General features: G+C 57.7%; 17 protein-coding genes. 8 read left to right on the top strand and 9 right to left on the bottom strand.

Annotated features, from left to right (window positions below; all coding sequences use genetic code 11):
- Positions 1 to 45: 45 nt before the first annotated feature.
- Positions 46 to 405: a DUF6124 family protein gene (locus KGB21_RS03735; RefSeq protein WP_223503619.1), complete on the bottom strand. Its 360-nt coding sequence runs from the start codon at positions 403 to 405 to the stop codon at positions 46 to 48.
- Positions 406 to 1,105: 700 nt separating this feature from the next.
- Between KGB21_RS03735 and KGB21_RS03740 the strand changes: the two genes are divergently transcribed.
- The 3 genes from KGB21_RS03740 (at position 1,106) to KGB21_RS03750 (ending at position 3,103) form a co-directional block, all read left to right on the top strand.
- Positions 1,106 to 1,846: an AzlC family ABC transporter permease gene (locus KGB21_RS03740; RefSeq protein ID WP_223503621.1), complete on the top strand. Its 741-nt coding sequence runs from the start codon at positions 1,106 to 1,108 to the stop codon at positions 1,844 to 1,846.
- Positions 1,843 to 2,169, top strand: coding sequence for an AzlD domain-containing protein (locus tag KGB21_RS03745; protein WP_223503622.1), 327 nt, complete (start codon positions 1,843 to 1,845; stop codon positions 2,167 to 2,169). The genes KGB21_RS03740 and KGB21_RS03745 overlap by 4 nt, the downstream gene beginning before the upstream one ends.
- Positions 2,170 to 2,338: 169 nt before the next feature.
- Entirely contained in the window at positions 2,339 to 3,103 is a 765-nt protein-coding gene (locus tag KGB21_RS03750) for a tetratricopeptide repeat protein (RefSeq protein WP_223503624.1), read from the top strand.
- Between the two features lie 254 nt (positions 3,104 to 3,357).
- Here KGB21_RS03750 and KGB21_RS03755 read toward each other — a convergent pair whose 3' ends face one another.
- Entirely contained in the window at positions 3,358 to 4,425 is a 1,068-nt protein-coding gene (locus KGB21_RS03755) for a helix-turn-helix transcriptional regulator (RefSeq protein WP_223503626.1), read from the bottom strand.
- On the opposite strand from KGB21_RS03755, the gene KGB21_RS03760 reads away from it, so the two are divergent.
- Complete coding sequence (locus tag KGB21_RS03760; protein WP_223503628.1) at positions 4,419 to 5,384, top strand: hypothetical protein; 966 nt, start codon at positions 4,419 to 4,421, stop codon at positions 5,382 to 5,384. The two genes, KGB21_RS03755 and KGB21_RS03760, sit on opposite strands and share 7 nt — an antisense overlap.
- Before the next feature lie 83 nt (positions 5,385 to 5,467).
- On the top strand, positions 5,468 to 5,881 hold the full coding sequence (locus KGB21_RS03765; RefSeq protein WP_223503630.1) for a hypothetical protein: 414 nt from the start codon (positions 5,468 to 5,470) through the stop codon (positions 5,879 to 5,881).
- 46 nt (positions 5,882 to 5,927) lie between these two features.
- Here KGB21_RS03765 and KGB21_RS03770 read toward each other — a convergent pair whose 3' ends face one another.
- The 6 genes from KGB21_RS03770 to KGB21_RS03795 form a co-directional block, all read right to left on the bottom strand.
- Entirely contained in the window at positions 5,928 to 6,563 is a 636-nt protein-coding gene (locus KGB21_RS03770; RefSeq protein ID WP_223503632.1) for a DUF502 domain-containing protein, read from the bottom strand.
- 171 nt (positions 6,564 to 6,734) lie between these two features.
- The gene (locus KGB21_RS03775; RefSeq protein WP_052321334.1) at positions 6,735 to 6,998 is read right to left on the bottom strand and encodes a hypothetical protein; all 264 of its coding nucleotides are present in this window, start codon (positions 6,996 to 6,998) and stop codon (positions 6,735 to 6,737) included.
- Positions 6,999 to 7,168: 170 nt separating this feature from the next.
- Positions 7,169 to 8,716, bottom strand: a complete 1,548-nt coding sequence (locus KGB21_RS03780; protein ID WP_223503633.1) for a phospholipase D family protein — start codon at positions 8,714 to 8,716, stop codon at positions 7,169 to 7,171.
- Positions 8,717 to 8,946: 230 nt separating this feature from the next.
- Positions 8,947 to 11,073, bottom strand: a complete 2,127-nt coding sequence (locus KGB21_RS03785; RefSeq protein ID WP_223503635.1) for a TonB-dependent receptor family protein — start codon at positions 11,071 to 11,073, stop codon at positions 8,947 to 8,949.
- 175 nt (positions 11,074 to 11,248) lie between these two features.
- Positions 11,249 to 12,439 carry a glycosyltransferase gene (locus KGB21_RS03790; protein WP_223503636.1) on the bottom strand — a complete coding sequence of 397 codons (1,191 nt, stop codon included), beginning with the start codon at positions 12,437 to 12,439 and terminating at the stop codon, positions 11,249 to 11,251.
- A 208-nt stretch (positions 12,440 to 12,647) separates the two neighbouring features.
- Entirely contained in the window at positions 12,648 to 13,985 is a 1,338-nt protein-coding gene (locus tag KGB21_RS03795) for an MFS transporter (protein ID WP_034151420.1), read from the bottom strand.
- Positions 13,986 to 14,250: 265 nt separating this feature from the next.
- On the opposite strand from KGB21_RS03795, the gene KGB21_RS03800 reads away from it, so the two are divergent.
- Entirely contained in the window at positions 14,251 to 14,847 is a 597-nt protein-coding gene (locus KGB21_RS03800) for a DUF4157 domain-containing protein (RefSeq protein ID WP_223503638.1), read from the top strand.
- 194 nt (positions 14,848 to 15,041) lie between these two features.
- Here the strand turns inward: KGB21_RS03800 and tspO are convergent, their stop codons facing one another.
- Positions 15,042 to 15,482, bottom strand: a complete 441-nt coding sequence (gene tspO / locus KGB21_RS03805) for a tryptophan-rich sensory protein TspO (protein ID WP_223503640.1) — start codon at positions 15,480 to 15,482, stop codon at positions 15,042 to 15,044.
- Between the two features lie 392 nt (positions 15,483 to 15,874).
- On the opposite strand from tspO, the gene gabP reads away from it, so the two are divergent.
- The gene (gene gabP / locus KGB21_RS03810) at positions 15,875 to 17,275 is read left to right on the top strand and encodes a GABA permease (RefSeq protein WP_223503642.1); all 1,401 of its coding nucleotides are present in this window, start codon (positions 15,875 to 15,877) and stop codon (positions 17,273 to 17,275) included.
- 267 nt (positions 17,276 to 17,542) lie between these two features.
- Entirely contained in the window at positions 17,543 to 17,968 is a 426-nt protein-coding gene (locus tag KGB21_RS03815) for a bleomycin resistance protein (protein ID WP_223503643.1), read from the top strand.
- Positions 17,969 to 18,064: the final 96 nt, after the last annotated feature.

An 18,064-nucleotide genomic window follows, 5' to 3' on the forward strand; every position in this document is an offset into this window, starting at 1 on the left:
GTCGATGCCCAGCGGCCCCAAACAGAGCCGCTGTATTAACCGCCGCTACTCCGACGGGTCAATCTGATCCAGCATGCGGTTCGCCGTGATTTCCGCCACCATGATGCTGTTGGAAATCCCCAACAGGGCATAGCGCGACGCACCCTCCAAGTGATCCACTAACTGGTGGACCATCACATCGACCGAGGCCAATGTCTCGACCAGATAAACCGCCAGGGTTTCGGTATCGGCTTCAGGGTCAACCGTGAACAGTGAGCTGGGTGTGCGGGGTGTGGCTTTGATGTCGGCGATTGAGGCGAAGTGGAAGTCGAGGGCGTTTTCGGCGGCTTCGTTGAGTTTCTTCGAGCCGGGCTCGTACGGGGACACCGGATCGGTTTCCGGCGGGTTGGGCGTGACTTTGAACATGGCTACTCTCCGTCTACAAGTTGTAGCTGCTCCTTTCGGTTCCAAGCGAAGGGTGGCAGCTGTACGCAGGTTGGAACCCGGGGTAAACGGAACCCGGCAGACCCTAAAGTCTCCCACGCACAGCCGCCATAACGGAGCACACACTTAGCAGCGTGCAAGCAAATGTTATGAAGGGCGTTATGCGCCGTTTATTCGCCAGGGTTCCAAGCCTGGTCGCTGAATTGGCAGCGACACGGAAACGATAGAACCAAGGCCAACGGCGCACAAGCCGGCGGATTCTGGCGTAAGCGTAGGCAACGGCGCAAGGTCTTGTGGCTTTCAGGAAGTAACCCTGACGGCCGTTAAACAAGCCATGTATCGCTATGGCAATGAACTCTGCATCAGGGCTTAGGCATGCGCTAGATTGTCTACCCACAGGTTCAATACCCTACGAACTCAACAATCATTCAAACGCCAGGATATTCGTGGCGAGGGAGCTTGCTCCCGCTGGACTGCGAAGCGATCCCATTTTTTTGGGGCCGCTTCGTGCTGGTGCGCCAGCCCGGCCCAGCGGGAGCAAGCTCCCTCGCCACAGGTGAGTGGTCGAAGCCCAGCGATTGTCCGGCGAGCCGGACTGTCGCAATATCCCGGCTATCCGCATCAGAGCGACCCGCGTCGCGGTCAAATCGAACCGGCGATGCAAAATCAAACAGGAGTCGAAATGCCTTACCGAACAGGAAGGGAAGCGTTCATGCAAGGTGTCAGGGCGCTTCTTCCGTTGATTCCCGGTGTCATTCCATTCGGCCTGCTCACGGGGGTCATGGCGATCAATATGGGTATGTCACCGGGCACGACCATGGGCATGACGCTGCTGTTCTACTCAGGTTCCGCTCAAATGGTCGCCCTGCAATTGCTGCATACGGGTGTTGTGCCGCTGGCGATTGTGGTCACGGCGCTGGTGATCAACTTGCGCTTCATCATGTACAGCGCATCGCTGGCCCCGCATCTGCACCATTTACCCCGGCGCTGGACGTGGCCGTTGTCCTACATGCTTTCTGACCAGTCTTATGCACTGAGCACGCTCAAGCTTTCCTCTGGCGAGCTGGGGCCATTCGCGCACTATTACTATGCCGGCACAGCGTTTTCGATGTGGTTGTCGTGGCAATTGTCTGTATTGGCAGGCATTTATCTGGGCGCAAGCATTCCCGAGACCTGGTCTTTGAGCTTTGCCATTCCACTTTCTTTCCTGGCACTTCTGGTGCCCGGCATACGTAGCAAGCCGAGTCTGGCTGCCGCCGTGGTCGGTGGGCTGCTGGCCGTTTTTGCAGTCGATATGCCCTATAACCTTGGACTGGTCACCGCTTCCATTGGCGGCGTCATCGCGGGACTGGTGACCGAGAGCGTTCGCAAAAGACCTTTGGCCGATGCGATGATTGATGACGTCGAGAGGGAGACACCATGAGTGATTTGGCCTTGTGGGGACTGTTCCTCGCGGTCGGTCTGGGCACGTTCGCCATGCGACTTTCCTTTGTCGAGCTGTATGGCCGCTTGCGCATCCCGGCGCTGCTCAGTCGGGCGTTGCTTTACGTACCGGCGAGTGTGCTGGCCGCCCTGGTACTCCCCGCCGTGGTGTACCCGAACGGGCAGGGCGAGTTCGTATGGAGTAACCCGCAGATACCCGCCGCCATCCTGGCTGCCTGGGTGGCCTGGCAGACTCGAAACACTGTCCTGACGCTGGCGGTCGGGATGGGGGCATTGTGGCTATTCAAGTTTTTCGGTTTGTAATGTGTTCATTCCCGAAAAAACAGTTTTTGGGTAGGCATATAGCCGCGCCAGGCGCGGGAACTTCAGGGTGGCGGCCAAGTCAATAGGGCCCCTGTGTCGGCGACACCGACCAGCGCTGGTGGCCTGTTTTACGGCAGCGCCGTCCGAGATCAGCCGAGTCTGCCCCCTGATGCCAACCAAACGTTTCCTGCCGGGTCTCCTCCTGGCGTTCTGCGCTGTCGCGTCGCTTTGCTCGGTCGCTGCCGAGCTAAGAGCGCCTGCACAAAGCAACAGCGCATCAACCACCTTGATCGAAACTGCTTCGCGCCAGTATGAAGCTGGCCAGGTGGATCAAGCCGCCGCCACGCTGGAGCGTGCCCTGCATATCCAGCCGAACAATCCGGCGACGCTGCATTATCTGGGTGTGTTGCGCCTTCAGCAGGGGCAGTACGAACAGGCTGAAACGTTGGCGGCGCGCTCGAACATGCGGGTTGGGCGCAACGTCGAGTTACGTAACCGCAACTTCCAATTGATCCAGGCGGCGCAGCAGGCCAAGGCTTCGAGTTCCCCACCGAACGCCCAAGAGGACCGGATCGCAGTGCAGAAGGGGCTCGAAGAAGAGGCCCAAAGGCGCCGCGAAGCAGAAATAGCCATTGCTGAACAATCCAACCAGGACATTGGGCGCAACGCCGGCAATCTCGTTCGCGCAAACGCTGAGCGTGTATCGGACTTTCCAACGGTGGGCACGCCACGGAATGTAGGCCAACCGCAAGTGGCTTCGGTGGCGCCAGAGCCCGCGAACGACGAGGTGGCGATTCCCCGCGGCCATTGGCCGCCTCCGGGCAAATGCCGAATCTGGTTTCCCGATCGTCCGCCGGGGCAGCAGCCCGCACCCGGCAAGTGCAAGAAACTGCGAAAGCGTGTTCCGTCAGGCGCCTATCTGGTCCAAGGTTGAGTTTCCGTCGACCTTTGGCAGTTCGAAACCAGGAATCTCCCACTTTGCACTGGATGAGCCGTTCATCTTCTCGGACAAACTGAAACTTTGGGTTTTGCCGTTCGATCTGGAGCAGGGCAGGTTGTCAGGTGGCGGGTTAGCGAATCTGCCATTGATAGAACGATGCGCGGGAGCTGCCTGATGGAGGCAGCTTTTTTGCCGGGCTGAGTTGTCTGATTGGCTATCCCGGATAAGGAGTACAGCCGTTGCACCGCTTATCCACCATACAACGTCAGTGCTCGCTGAAGCGTGTCGTGCACATGGGCTCGGAGATTGGCCGGTTTTTTTACCTCGATGTCAGCTGCGTTGCTTAGCAGAAATAGCCGCAAACCCTGAGAGTCCTGAATGCGGCAGGTGAGCTTCCACCAGCCATCACTCTCCTGCTGCAGTTTCTGCTCTTCGGTTAATGGATTTTCCCAGAGCCTGTTGTACAAGTTGGCACTCAAACGCAAAACCAGATCGACCGGGTCCTTATCATGAATCGTCATGAGATGTTGTTGGGCTTCGAACGAATGAATGTCGTAGCCTTGCGGGTCCTCAATGGAGCGTTTGCCCGGTTCGATCTTCACGATCCGGTGCAGCATGAGTGCGCACATCGAATTCGGTCCGTTGCTACTGTATTTGCCACGTGGTTTTTCCGGATCGGGTACGTAGCCGTCAGCCCATTCCTCTTCCAGGACGTAGGCGGAAAGGTAGGTATTGGAATCTTGATGCGATAGCCCCAGGGGTTTGAGTTGGTATACGCACTGGACCCCGTCGGCATCTCTGGGCAGGTAGGTGACTTCAAGCGGCTCGTCGTAGCAAATAGCCTGCTGCAGTCTTTTGAGATGGCCGAGATCGGCTTTGCCAGGCGCAAGTACCAGAAAGCGGGTCCCGGTGGTAATGCGTTTCTCTATCTCGATCTTGCGTTTTTCAACCCGGTTCATAACTCTGTTGGCGTAGGTTTTCAAGCCCTTGAGTTGGTCGGTATGGGTGTGAAGGCCGAACCGATTGGCATGGTCAAAGATGGCCGCAAGGGTCATGGCTTCGGTCGGGAGCAACGTCAGGGCGTGGCGGTATTTTTCCAGACGCCACAAGCGTGCCAGGCCGTTACCTTTATCTTCGAAGGTGGCATAGCCTTCATCGAACAGAAACTCGAGATCGCGCTTGGTTGTTTTCAGTGAGCCGACCGGTTCGCTGCTGGAACTTTTAAGCAGCTCATGCAGCGCGCTTGCTGAAAGCCATTGCGATTGACGGCTTAAAACGTCCAGCAAGCGCTCACGGCGATAATTAAGTAGTGACATTTATTTCAACCTGGACAAAATCTGGGCAGGGTATCTGGTTTCATGCTTCTGCTGGTGAGCGATCCTGCCAATCCAGCCCACAGGAGCAAAAATATCCCATGAAGCGTCATTCCTATCTCTGCGTTGCGCACGTTGCTGGCTTCGTCACCTGGCTGGCCACCGAGCTCGAGTCGAGCACTCTTTTTCAGCACGCTTACACCAATCGCCGCAGCAACGCACAGTGGGCTTGCACCAGCCTCTACGACGCCTTCCAGCGCTATAGCTGGAATCATCCTGGCAACGTGCGCTTGGGTTACAACGCGGGCGCCTGCACCACAAGCAACGCAATTGCACTGGACGCGCTTCGTCGGGATCTGCAGGCCGCTGGCGGCAATGATGCCCTCTGTCTGCAGGCGTCGGCGGATGTGATGGCTTGGGGAGGCGTTACCGCGCGCAACACTGATTGGCTGAAGGCCAACGAGCGTGGTTTGGCTAGCATGCTGCAAAGCGTGAAAATGGCGATCGATGCGCAAGATTCCGAGTCGCCTGTGTTGCGTGCTGCAGGCCTGCGCTTCAACTCGGGAATGACCAAAATCTATTCTTTGATCTGCGACAACTTCGTGATCTACGACAGCCGCGTCGCCGCTGCCATGGGCTGGCTGGTCGCAAAATACTGTCAGGCCAAGGGCTTGAGCCAGGTGCCCAAAGAACTGTGTTTCCCATGGTCGGCGGCCAAGGAAGGTGAAAACACATTGGTTCCCAAGCGCCGTAATCCTGCAGTTGGCAATCTCTACTTCAAACGACTTCGTGCCGGGCGTCATCACGCGTTGTGGAATCTGCGTGCCAGCTGGGTATTGAGCGCCGCACTGGATCACCCGGCGGCGCAGGCGAGTCGCTTCAACACGCATGTTGCTGCCCCGACCAATGCGCTTCGCGCGCTGGAAGCCGCCTTGTTCATGATCGGCTACGACCTGGCCTGACCCTCTCAGGTTTGTACGTGGCAATCCATTCCCACTCGGCGGACACGAGTGGGAAATCCTGAACGACACTTAGGCCCCTGGCGATGGAAATGCACTCACTTCGTATATTAATCATTCACCTCTGTTCCTCGGGATTGAGTCTCGCCGACCTGCGCGAGGGGTTAGGGCGAGAGTGCCCGCAGGTCGATGAAATCCAGCTTCAGGCCGCAGTGCGTGAGCTTCAGCATGAAGGTCTGTTAGTCGGTCACGAAATCGCAGGTAAGTGGACGCTCACTGCTGTAGCGAATGACGTGGAGAACCGCGAATGGCCGGAATACAGTCAGGAGTTCGCCAATCGCATTCTTGCAATCGAGCAGGAGGAGTTTGTGGAGATCGATGTTGATGATCTGATCGCCCAACTCGACGCCATGATTCAAAAGGCTCGAGCAAGAAAATCGCGAATCCGCCAACGTGTCAGCCGCACGGTGAAGGAGGGTGGGCGATCCGATCAGTCGTGAAGCGAGGAAAGCCAAGGGTCGCATCGCGACCCTTGTCTCAGTTTGTTCAGGGCGCGATTTTCGCCTGCTCCGTCAGCACCGCGGCTTCTCGCCGGTTTGCGCCGTTCTCCATCGCAGCCACCAGATCCTTGGCGCCCGAGCCCCATTTGGAGATGACTTTGAAGGCGTCGGTGAAGGAAACGTCCAGTGGATGCACGCGGTTCCCGTCGAGAATGTAGACGGCACCGGCCAGTGGCGTGGGCACCGACGGGACGAATATCGTGTAGCGGCCGTCCTCGAACACTTCGATGATGAAGGCCGGGACGAGGGCGTCTTCGATTTCGACCAGGGCAGGCTTCCAGACGGTTTGGCGGCTGTCACCCGCGACCTGTTGCGTCAGGCTGCGGAACAACCCGTAGCCGGGGATTCGTTCGAAGAACCTCTTTTCCACTCGATCACGGGCCCGCTGTCCCAGACGGGTGCGCAAGGCAGAGCCGATCAGGAAGCAAATCAACAACACCAGAATGAGTGATAACAACTGCTCGGCGGGAAGCCAGTCTGGAAGGATTTGAGTGAAAGGCCGCACCAGTTGCCCAAGCGATTTCATGCCCTTGAGCAGCAACAGGATGGCAAGGTAGATCGGGATGATGACCAGCAGTCCAGCAATCACCCGTTTGGTGAAGTACCCAAGTGCCTGTTTCATATGCACTGCCTTTGGTTCTGGATGAGCGGGAAGGGCCGCACCCTTGATCTCCCTGGGCAGTGTTAGTGTGCGGCACATTCGCGTGAATTCGCCGCGCAGTTACACCCGATCCCCGAACAGATCGAACGTTTTCAGACCCGGCAGCCACAGGGAGCCGGGTTCGGTTGACGACTAGTATTTGATGTCTCGAGCCGTGTCGCGGTTGTCTTGCTTGGTGTCGCGCTTGTCCTGACGACAATCGTTACGGCTTTTTTCATCGCCTTCTTTGCATTCTTCCTTCACTTCCCTGGCGGCATCTCGCCCTTCTTGCTTGGTGTCGCGCGATTCTTGCCGTTGGTCAGCCTGGTCGGTTGCGTAGGCCGGTACCGAAACCCCGTACACGCCAGCAACGAGGGCCAGTGTCGCCAGTGCAGTCAGGTAAGGCTTGCGAATCATGATGATCTTCCTCCTGATCAAGAGTACTCAATCACTTGATTTCCCCCAGTCATAACCCGGGGGAGTTCTACCGCTCGTTACTCAAAATGTTCACCTTTGAGTGTGAGCTTTAACGATAGTCGATATGGGCGACCCCACAAGTGCAATACCTTCGAGTTGTCGGCCCCGATCTAGAGCATTTTCTCCAGGCCGATTGTGTCGCTGAGCCAGGCTTTGAAGCTACGCCATTTACCGCCGGGCTCCTTGCGCAGGGTATACAGGCGGCCGTCGTCTTCAGCGATCCAGACGATTTCGCCGTTTTCCAGGCGGGCCTGGTAACTGACGGCTGGCGCCATGCCCTCATGCGCCAGCTTGCGCAGGTAGCCGGCCAGTTCAGGGCTGTCCACCAGCACCCCGACTTCGGTGTTCCAGAACACCGAGCGCGGGTCGAAATTGAAGGAGCCGATGAACACCTTCTGCTTGTCGAGGATCATGGCTTTGGTGTGCAAGCTGGAGTCCGAACCACCACTGAAACCAAAGGACGAACCACCACCGGGGTCGTCCGGCTGGCGCCGCAGTTCATAGAGTTTCACGCCATGTTCGAGCAGGGTTTTGCGGTAGGGCGCATAACCGCCGTGCACCGCCGGCACATCGGTGGCTTCCAGTGAGTTAGTCAGCAGGCGCACATCGACGCCGGCATCGGCACGCCCGAGCAGGTAGCGCATGCCTGGTTGCTGCGGGACGAAATAGGCCGAAATCAGGATCAGCTCCTTGTTGACGCTGTCGAGTTCGGGCCGCAGTTGCGTCGACATCACCAGCGCGAGGGCCGGTTCGCCGTCGGCCAGTACTTTGCTCGGCGCGTCCCACATCGCTTTGCTATGCGCCCAGATAAGCTGCTGGCGCCAGGTCGCGAGTTGCGGTTGGGTCCGGTAGGTCATGAGGTGGTCGAACAGGGCGTTGTTTTCGATCCGCGTGCTTTGCAGCGATTGCTCCAGGCGTTGGCGGCTCTTGGCCAAGTCCTCGGCTGTTGGCTTGTTGAGCAGGAAGTCACTGATCGGCTGGCTCAGGGCGCTGTTCCAGTACTGATCGAAGCTGTGGCCCAACTGCTCGGCAACCGGGCCGAAGCACAGCAGGTCCATGTCGGTGAAGTTGAGATCGGGTTTGGCGTCGAAGTATTCATCGCCCAGGTTGCGTCCGCCGACGATCGCCGCGCTGTTGTCGGCCAGCCATAATTTGTTGTGCATGCGCCGGTGCTGTTGGGAAAGATCGAGCAGGCGGCCCATGGTTCGGGTAACCAGGGTGCTGCGCCCGAGATGCAGAGGGTTGAAGACACGGATGTAAATATTCGGGTGCACGGCGAGGGTCGCGATGACTTCTTCCTGGCCGTCGGTGGCGGTGTCATCGAGCAGTATGCGAATGCGTACGCCGCGATCGGCGGCCAGCAGAATTTCACGGACCAATGCCCGGGTGCTGAGCCCGTTATGCACGATGTAGTACTGCACATCGATGCTTTTCTGCGCATTGCGGATCAACTCGGCACGCGCGCGGAACGCTTCACTGCTGTTAGGCAACAGGCGAAAGCCCGAACGGCCCTCATGCGGGGCAGCCTGGGACTGGATCGAACGCCCGAACGCCGAATCGCTGGCAGGTATGGCCTCGCTGAACTCATGGGGCAAAGGCGTGGTGGCGCAGCCGGCGAGCAGCAGTGCGAGCAGCATGGCGGGGATGAACCGGGACATGCGCAAATGGCTCGTCCTCACCCTCGACGGGTGTTGTATTGACCTCGGGCGCCCGCCAATGGGTGCGACTTAGTTGTCCGGTTCATTCGCAGGCAGTTACGGTGCTTGCCCGATGCCGGGAGCATGCAGCCCACGGCCATCTGCGCACCTTCTTCCAGTAAAGCCCGGTTCCGGCGCAGCGTGCCGAAATTTTCCGGTCGTCGCGCCCGGAATACCAGACCGTCAGGTTGTCAGAGCAAACTCCACGACACCCCGGCATACACCCCGAAACCTTCACCCGGTGTGGAGCGTGCCGCATCCAGCCCTTTGTCGTCATAGCCCGGCGTGACGGTGGCGGCGTAGTGCTTGTCGGTCAGGTTGCGCAGGTCCAGCCAGGTCTGCCAGTCGCCCTTGGGCGAGTTGTAACCGAGCGTGGCGCCGAACAGCGCGTACGGATCGGCGTAGTAGCTGTTGGCGTAATCCACCGCAACCTTGGACAGGAGCTGCGTGTTGAGCGCAGCGAAGAAGCCCATTGGCCAGTCGTAGCGCAGTTCGCCCTGGTAGTAGTGCATCGGCAGGCCAGGCAAGCGGTTGTCGCCGAAACGGTCGTCGTCACGGTAGTGGAAGTCACTGAAGGTATAGCTCTGACGCAGGTTCAATTGGCCACCGTCGGCCCGCGACCACAGGTTGCTTTCGAGGCTGGCTTCCACGCCTTGGTGCACGGTCGGGCTGGCGTTGAGCTCGTAGGGCGTGGTGGCGTTGGCATCCGGCAACACCGAAAGCAACTCGTGCTGCACTTGCGCGTAATACCAGGCCAGGCTCCATTGGCCCATTGCGCTGTCACCACGACCACCGATTTCCAGGGTGGTAGCCGTCTGGTTTTGCAACTCGATCGGGTCGCTTTGGGTGCCTGTAGCGGGGCCGTTGCCGGCCGGGAATCGAATGTTGGAACTGTAGATCAGTGACCACGGATGTGGCGCCTCGACCGAGCGACTGAGGTTGCCGAACAGTTGCAGGTCAGGTGTCAGTTGATAGCGCAGGCCCACGCGTGGCGCGTAGTCCCAATCGTTGAGGCTGGTCTTGCCGCCCGATTGCGGGTACGTGACTTCACTTTCGCGGCGGGTGTAGATCGCGGCAAGGCCGGTGGTCAGCCACAGGTCGTCGGCGATCTCCAGGTCATTGCCAACATGCAGGACCGTGTCCGAGCCCTGATAGGTGAAGTTGCGCATGTGCGTGCCCGGCGCGTAGCCGGCGGTGTTGCCGGTGGGGATGCGCACCAACTCGCTGGCGCCGGCATTGGGCAGGTGTTTGGTCACGCGCAAACCCAGCGTGCTATTGCTTTCCAGACCCCAGAGCGTGTCGCGACGCTTGTAGTCGAACGTACCGCTGACATCCGTGTACGCCACCTTCAGGCGGTTGGGACCCTCACGCAGATCCATGGGATAGTCGTGGTAGACAAGACCGGTCTGGATGCTTGAATCGTCATCGATGTAGTAGGTGGTCTTGTTGCCGAAAAAGGTGCTGCCCGGCTGCTTGCGGCTGTCGTCCCGCGATACGTAAGCGGGGTTGGCCGCCCGTGGGTCGTGTTCGATGGAGTGCTTGGTCACGCGCCCGGCGAGGTCGTTGTCGGTCTCGCGATAGCGCAGGTAAAAGCGCGTTTCCAGGTTCGGGTTGAAGCGATAACCGACGTTGAAGATTGTGCCCTGGCTCTCGCTGGCCGTGTGGTCCTGATAGCCATCGGAACTGGCGTCGGTCATCGCCACGTAGTAGTCGAAATCGCCCAGCACCTGCCCGGAGCTGACCTGGCGCTGAACATAGCCGTGGCTGCCCATCGCGTAGCGCACCTGCAACCGTGGTGCGTTGTAGCCCGTGTGGCTGACGTAATCGATGGCGCCGCCCAAGGCGAGGGCGCCCCGGTCGAAACCGTTGGCGCCACGCAGCACTTCCACGTGATCGAGCCACAGCGGTTCCAGCAGTTCATAAGGTGTGCCGCCCGGGCCAGAGAGAGGCAGGCCGTCGAGCATGGTGTACAAACCCGAGGCGTGGGCACCCGGCGCGCGGTTGATCCCCGAGCCACGGATCGAGATCTTCACCCCTTCGTTGCCGGCAGACTGGGCATAAATGCCTGGCTGATAGGCCAATACATCCTGGTTGCTGGCCACACGGCCCTGCAGGGGGCGGCGCATGTCGACCACGTTGCTGCCGCCGGGCACCTGGGCAAGACGGACCTTGGCGTCCTCGATCGACACATCTTCGCCGCTGCGGTCCTCAGCCCCGATCAGCACTTGTCCCAGTTCAATGCCTTGGGCTTCGACCATGGCCGGACAGGCAAGGGCCAGGCCCAGCAGTGCAGTGGGCAGGGATTTGGGCGAGGGCATTGAGAAAACTCCAGACAAACAGAACGGGCAGTGAAGAACTGCGACGTATCAAGGGTCGAGGGAAACACATGGCAATTTTGATTTTTTGTGACGGTCGTCGACAGAAACGCGGGGGGCGAAACAGCTGCTCTGGTTTTACCCTAATCCGTTGGCAGCTTGGGACTCTATCTAACCTTCATATTCCTGCAATGGATCGAAGATGATTTATACGGCACGCGAAGGTTTTTTCGAACGTGTGATTGGATGAAAGCGCTGCCGCCTCATCAATAAGCGAGGCGAGCCTCACTCGATCGTGATCGAGTTCGACAATGGCTTCGGCGATTTCCTCCGGCTTGCCCATGGGGCTGGCCAGACCGCCGCCACCAAGTGCCAGCACGCCAGTAAACGCATCATTGTTATAGCCGACAATCGGAACCCCGCATCCCATCGTCTCCAAGTACGTACAAGAGGGGTCGGCTTGAGTATGGGCGCACAGAAATATGTCTACACGCGACTTGAGATTCGGTACAAGTTCCTCGGCGAATGGGACCGGCCCTGCCAGTGTTATAAAGTCTTCCATTCCGGAGCTTTGAATGCTGCTCCTGATTGATTCAGAAAGCGGGCCGTGTCCATAGATATCAAGGGTAAATTTAACGCCTCGATTTGCGAGCGCCAGAGCGATCGGCACCAGATGATCCGCTCCTTTCATTGCAATCAATCGCCCGGAGAAAGCCAGCCGAAGAGGAGCGCCACCGAGCACCGAAGCTTTCTTCTCGGAAATTTCATTTAGTGAAACAGCGTCACTCTCGGTAATTCTGCTATCGAAATATAAAAGTGAAGATTTTGTAGATGGCCCATATAAGTTATGAGCAGGCGTACCATTGGCCTGTAATCCGGCAGCATGGCGAAACGCGCGTCGCCGTATGAACTCCGTTTTTAAATTCCAGACGGCGGACTTCAGTTTTTTAAATGTTCCAGTAGTTTCGAGATCAATTATTTTGAGTCTTGTATTCAAGTCGTACTCAATGACGAACACTACTGGTGTTTTTGTTGTTTTATATATGGGGAGGTCGTGGAAGTTGTCGCCGGACGCTAGAATTACGGCGCTATTGTCCAGCAGTTGCTTGGATTTTGAGATGTCATCATGAATTTCATGAACTTCGAAGGGGAGTTCACTTGGGTGATAGAGCTTTCCATAGCCGATTGAGCTTGTCGGTCCGGACCTTAAAAGGCATCGTACCAAACCAGGCCACAACTTGGCGTATAAACGCAGTCCTTCAACTGCTTTTATGTCAAGAAATAGAAGGTCGCCTTGCCGAGAAAAGCGCACGCTAGGGATAACGATTAGCACATTCGAACTAGCGATCGCCTTCAGCGCAGCTGACATCGGAACCCCTCATCATTTTTCGGACAAGCAATCCGTTAGGGTAGCTAAAATACGCGCCGATCCCAACAAAATTATTAACGCATGGTGCCTGTTTTAAAGTGTTGTTCTTAAAATGACGTCAGGAAAACGTCGACAACCTTCAAGAAGTTTGTCGACGCTATAAGATTCATGTCAGGAAGTATGTGTCCGCTGGTTTTAATCGTCTCGTTCAGGCTGCCGCATTCACGCCTACGCCTTTTTCCTGCGTCGAAACATCATGCAGGGAAATCCTCGAGGTCTCCGGCAATGCCAGTCCACCCGCCAGCGCGAGCAATGCAATCGCGATCAGATAGAACGCCGGCGACAAGTTGCTGCCGGTGGTGCTGATCAGCCACGTAGCCACCAGCGGCGCGGTACCGCCGAAAATCGTATAAGCCATGTTGTAGGTGATAGCCGAAGCGGTGTATCGCGTACGGGTAGGGAACGTTTCCGAGAGCAACGCCGCCGTCACCACGCCGCACAACACCGCGCCAACCGCCAACAACATAACGCCGACGACGGATGCTGCGAACGAGCCAGAGCTGGCCATCAGGAACGATGGATACACGGCCACAATCAACAGCGCGCACGCGGTCATCACCGTCATTCGACGTCCGACCCGATCCGAATAAAGCCCGGCCAAAGGACAGATCGCAGCAGCGAACAGCAATGCGATCAGTGAAACCAGCAATGCAGTGGCGCGACTCAAGCCGCCGGCAACTTGCAGGTAAGTAGCGAAGTAAGTGGTGAACATATAAAACGAGAGTGCCGTGAGTGACACAAAAGCGCCCAGGCAGCAGATCGCCGCACCATGGTTGCGCAACGTTTCCTTCAGTGGCGAATGGGCGACGGCATGTTCCTTGGTCACCGCCTGGAATGCCGGTGTCTCATCGAGTTTCCAGCGCAAGTAAAGACCCACCAGGCCCAGCGGCGCGGCGATCAGAAACGGCAGGCGCCAGCCCCAACTGCCCATTGCTTCTGCCGATAACGACGCTTCGAGTGCATAAGCCACCACGGCTGCCGCGGCGAAGGCAGAAAATGTCGACACTGGAATGAAGCTGCCGTACCAGGCGCGTTTATCACTGGGCGCATGCTCCATCAGGTAGGCACACGCACCTGCGTATTCTCCCCCGGCGGAAAAGCCTTGGGCGCAACGGATCAATGAAAGAAGAATCGGCGCCATGACCCCGATCGCGGCGTAAGTGGGCAGCAGACCGATCAAGGTCGTCGCGCCGGCCATCAGCAAAATGGTCATGGCAAGGGTGCGCTTGCGACCGATCCTGTCGCCCAGCATGCCGAAGAAAATCCCGCCGAGAGGTCGAAACGCAAAAGCCACGGCAAATACTGCAAAGGTCTTGAGTAGCGCGGCACTGGCATCGCCGCTGGGGAAAAATTGCTGGGCGATGGTCGTGGCCAGGAAGCCATAAACGGCGAAGTCGAACCATTCGACGAAATTGCCGATCCCTGCGGCCACGATCACTTTTCTCAGTGTTTTCGGGCTGACTTGCTCTGTAGTTGCGTTCGTCATGCTTGACCTCGACAGTCCATCAGTAAGCTTCCGATTATCCGGGGCGGGGTTCAGGTGGCTCACTTCAAAAGTGTCATCCACATAGTCAGTACCGACTTCATGCAGTTGAGGCAGGCATGAATCGAGCCAGAGTGGTGGGGCATTGATTGCAACGGATCTCGGTCGCGGACGGGATAATAAAGTTCAGTGAAGAGACCGATGGGATACGCTGAGGTGATGCGGGTCTTCGTTCAGTTCCACGCTGCTGCCGTTCATGGAGCGCTCCATGCAGTCCAACATCACGCGCCTGATGGCGCTGTTTGTGCTTTGCCTGACGCTTGAAGCGCGAGCCCAGACCGACGCCTGCCCGGCTGGCGAAAAACAAGTCTGCCTGGACGGCTGCATCTGCCTGCCCGACCTGGGCCCGCTGCTCGGTCCCTTGCCTGACGACATCTACCAGATCGCGGCACCTGCCCTGGCGATGTGGCTGACCCAAGCCCGCGCCGAAGCAGCCATCGCCGACATCCAACCCATTCCAGCGCCTATCCGCGAGCAATTGCTGCGCTGGTACGCCCCCAGCGTTCTTGATGCCGCGCGCTACAAAGTCAGCGACAACGGCCAGTTCAGTGCGGCCACCGCCATGCTGCAAAACCCCGATGTCGGTGCCGTGACGCTGATCGACATCATCCTTTTCCGCGACGCTCAAAGTGCAGAACAGAACGTCGCGCTCTGGGCGCACGAACTCAAGCATGTGCAGCAGTACCAGGAATGGGGAGTAGAGGGTTTTGCCCAGCGCTATACACAGGATTTCAATGCGGTGGAGGCGCCGGCCTATGCCATACAGGCTGAGGTCAGGCGGGCAGTGCGGGAAGGGACTAATTGAAGGGAAATCACATTTGGTCAGCTCACTGGGTTTGTCAGCGTGATCGCCATGTGTTGCTCATATCACCTCCTGTGACCTTGCGTTCCGGCAAGCGTAGACGGCAGATTGCAAGACCAGCGGAAATGGGCCACTTGCGCCTGGACCCGCTCGCCAGCGGGCCCAGTCGATTCAGTACCCCGTTCGCAGTTTCTTCGTCAGCGGTTATTGCGCCAGATGGAAAAATTCAACGCGGCGGCGACACAAAGCCATGCAAGGTAGGGAAGCAGGATCAAGCCTGTGATCACGTCTAGCCGCATCGCCATCACCACCATGGTGGCGACCACAAGCCAAAGTACCGTCAGGATTACCATCGCGGCGAACAGGCGGTGCGCGCCGAAGAACACCGGTGTCCATAACGTATTAAGCGCAATCTGCGCTGCCCATAAAGCCAGCACGAGCTGACTTCCAGGTATCAGCGTCAACCGGTACCCGGCCCAAGCGAGCAGCAGATAGATGGTCGTCCAGGCTACCGGAAACGCCCACTTGGGCGGTGTGAAGCCGGGTTTGGCGAGAGATTCGTACCACTGGCCCGGTTGGAACATGAGACCTGTGCTTGCCGCAGCACCGCAGGCTAGAAGAAAAACAAAAAAGGTCATATCCATTCCCTTAGTTGAGGCCAGTTGTCTGGCGTTGTAAAACCATGTCAGCAGCATTAAAGAAGAGGACGCTCAGTGAAGCGAAAAGTTTTAAGTGAACGATGGCATTTTTCTGCTCGACGTTGGTGGTGACTCATGGGTGCTGGTCGTGAACGAAAAGTTCGCCAGTGTCGAGATCAGGCACGGAGGAGGCGTGATCAGGTAACTGATTTGTCGGACAAGCCGGGTAAGGTGACGCGTCTTTTCGCCGTGGTGCCCGCATCGCGATCACCGATTTGACAAGCACAGTAGCGTTGAGGAGTGCCGCTTTCAGGAGGGGCAGCAGGAAGCAACGATGATCGCCTGACCCTCAGTCAGTACGCTTGAATGTCGATCACCGGAGAATAAAACCAATGATTAGCCCGAGCTCCAAGGATTCGAATGGCCAATTGGCGCAGGGCTTCAAGCCTCGTCACGTCACAATGCTTTCCATCGCCGGCATCATCGGCGCCGGATTGTTCGTCGGGTCGGGGCATGCCATCGCGGCGGCTGGCCCGGCCGTCTTGCTGGCCTATCTGTTCTCCGGCCTGTTGGTCGTCCTGGTCATGCGCATGTTGGGGGAAATGGCGGTGGCCAACCCCGATACCGGATCTTTCTCTACCTATGCCGACCAGGCCATCGGGCGCTGGGCCGGCTTCACCATCGGTTGGCTCTACTGGTGGTTCTGGGTCCTGGTGATTCCCATCGAGGCGCTGGCTGCCGGCCATGTACTGAACCAGTGGTTTCCCCAGATCGATGCGTGGCTGTTCGCCTTGGCATCGATCATTGCTTTGGTCGTGACCAACCTGTTCAGCGTGTCCAAATACGGCGAGTTCGAATTCTGGTTCGCCATGGCCAAGGTTGTGGCGATCATCGGTTTTATCGCCTTGGGTTTCGCGGTATTGATGGGCCGGATTCCCGAACGTGAAGCCAGCGGTCTCAGTCGGCTGATGGAGGAACATGGCGGCTTCGCCCCCAACGGTTTGTCTGCTGTGGTGGGCGCTTTCATTACCATCATGTTCAGCTTCATCGGCACCGAAGCGGTCACCATCGCCGCCGCCGAATCCAGTAACCCCGCGCAAAATATTGCCAAGGCTACGCGTTCGGTGATCTGGCGCATCGGGGTGTTCTACCTGTTGTCCATTTTCGTGGTGATTTCCGTGGTTCCCTGGAACGATCCACTGCTGGCTTCGGTGGGCTCCTACCAACGCGCACTGGAGCTCATGAACATTCCCCACGCCAAGTTCATGGTGGATGTGGTGGTGTTGATTGCCGTGGCCAGTTGCATGAACTCCTCGATCTACATTTCTTCGCGGATGCTGTACTCGCTGGGACGTCGTGGCGATGCGCCAAAGTCGTTGAAGGTGACATCGTCGGCAGGCGTGCCGAGGGCGGCGGTAATTGCCAGCACAGTGTTGGGCGCGGGTATCACCGTGTTCAGTTACTTCATGCCCGCCGGCCTGTTCGAGTTCCTGCTCGCCAGTTCAGGTGCGATTGCCTTGCTGGTGTACCTGGCGATTGCCGTCTCGCAGTTGCGCATGCGGCGCAGGCTGCGTCGGCAGAAGGTCGAGCTGACCTTTCGCATGTGGTTGTTCCCGTGGCTCACCTGGCTGGTCATTCTGTTCATCTGCGCGGCGCTGGCAGTGATGATGATCACGCCCGAACACCGTACTGAAGTGAGCACAACCATCGGCCTGGCTCTGGCGATCTCCTTTATCGGTCTGGTGACATCCCGTGAGTCTGTGCAGGCTGCAAGAGCGACTTCGGTGGGATAGGTGATGGGAGATGCATCGGTGCCTGCGATCTTTTTAGCCTGTTTTTAAAGGTCAAAAGATCGCAGCCTCGTTTCACTCGACAGCTCCTACAGGTCCGTGGCGCAAGCGGATTGGCTGAAGTCCTGTTACAACGCTGACATTTACTTCGATGGCCTGAGTCATCTCCAGAGCTGGTACGATCGGGTGCGCCAGCGTCCTGCGGTTCAAAAGGCACTGCGGGTAGAAGGGTTGATGTGATTTTTGGCGACTACGACAAGGAGTCCGTTTATGAAGATGAACCCATTGGTTCCAGAGATGATTGTCTCTGATTTGCAACGAAGCCTGGTGTTCTACTGCCAGGTGCTGGGCTTTCAGGTTGAATACGAAAGGCCTGAACACAAATTCGCTTTCCTTTCTTTTCAAGGCAGTCAATTGATGCTGGAAGAGGATGATCAGCAAGCGTCCGCGTGGCGGGTTGGTCCTCTGGAATCACCCTATGGCCGAGGGATGAATCTTTCGATCCGGTGCGCTGATATCAATGCGTTGGCCAAGGCCATCGAAAACGTGGGCATGGAATTACGCAGACCCATTGAAGAGTGCTGGTACCGGGACAACGAGCGCGAGCACGGAGAGCTTAATTTCCTTGTGCTGGATCCGGATGGCTATCTTTTGAGATTCAATCAAAGTCTGGGTGACAGGGCTCTCGAGCATTAATGCCGTTCACTCAAGAAATGGATGGCGGAGCTGGCCTTACGGCATTCTAGCCCCCTCAAACAACCGAGTTCCCATGTAGGAGCTGCCGCAGGCTGC

Source organism: Pseudomonas sp. GL-RE-29, assembly GCF_019947275.1.
In the GTDB taxonomy this organism is placed as follows: domain Bacteria; phylum Pseudomonadota; class Gammaproteobacteria; order Pseudomonadales; family Pseudomonadaceae; genus Aquipseudomonas; species Aquipseudomonas fluorescens_A.